Genomic DNA, 1,007 nt, shown 5'->3' with positions numbered 1-1,007 from the left:
CCCTTATGCGTATTGGTCCGAAACACGCTCTTGGTCTTATTCGCAGGCAAATCATACGGCACGGGGTTTAGCGGATTGGGCACAACCCCCGTCACCAAGGGTCGATCCGGGTCGCCATCAATATAGGCCACCATCACCTCCATGCCGATGCGGGGGATGACCTGGCTGCCCCAGAGGCCGCCGGCCCAGCTTTGGGAGACGCGGATCCAGCAGGTGTCTGTGCCGTCCTTTTTGGCACGGCGGTCCCAGGGGAACCAGACTTTGATGCGGCCGTATTTGTCGGGGTGGATTTCTTCGCCCTCAGGCCCTGCCACAATGCCCACCTGCGCGCCTTCTATGCGTGGGCGTTTCGTCGTGCGGTGTGGGGTAAACGGAATGCGGGCGGGAATGGCTTCGAAACGATTGGTGTATTCCGGCTCGTTTTCCGTCGTCTCATAGGAGCGGTCCACCGCTTCATGGCGGATGTAGGTGATCACGTGTTCTTCAAACACGCGGTCCGGGTTTGGCTCCTCATAGGGCTTGAATTTCCGCCCCGGCTCCAGCACCCGCACCGTGGATTGGCCGGTGACGCGCTCATGATCTGTCTCGCTCGCCTGCGCCCGCAGTTTGCCAACCCGCTCCGCTTCCTGATCATCGGCAACACGGGCCGGGTATTCATACAGTTCGCGCTTTACAGAACCTGGCATCTGTACATTTGAATGCGTCTTGCGCTCTGGAATGAAACTGGGCGTCTCGAAATTCCAGTCCGCATCCACGCGTTGGCCGGGAATGTAGCGAAAGCGGCGAACCCATTCGGTGATGTGGTTGCGATCGCTGGAGCCTTGCGCCAGCCGCACGTTTTTCTCGCCCTCAGCGCTTTCCGATGGATCGCTCCAGGCAATCTGGTGATCGGTCACCCGCAGGCGATGCACGCCTTTTTCATGGAGAAACCAGAAGAAAATGCCGTCTTCTTCCAGCCTGCGCAGCAGGTAATCCAGATCGGTCTCGTTCCATTGCACCGAATAGTG

Annotated in this window: 1 protein-coding gene; it reads right to left on the bottom strand. The window is 59.1% G+C overall.

Features of this window, described 5'->3' with window-relative positions:
• The coding region (tssI, locus tag BJF95_RS00030) for a type VI secretion system tip protein TssI/VgrG (RefSeq protein WP_139317331.1) at positions 1-1,007 on the bottom strand (1,007 nt) is incomplete at both ends.

The sequence above is a fragment of the Rhizobium oryziradicis genome (assembly GCF_001939045.1).
Taxonomy (GTDB): Bacteria; Pseudomonadota; Alphaproteobacteria; order Rhizobiales; family Rhizobiaceae; genus Allorhizobium; species Allorhizobium oryziradicis.
Note: the sequence above shows the minus strand (reverse complement) of the source record. Positions and strands in the feature narration are given on the sequence as shown.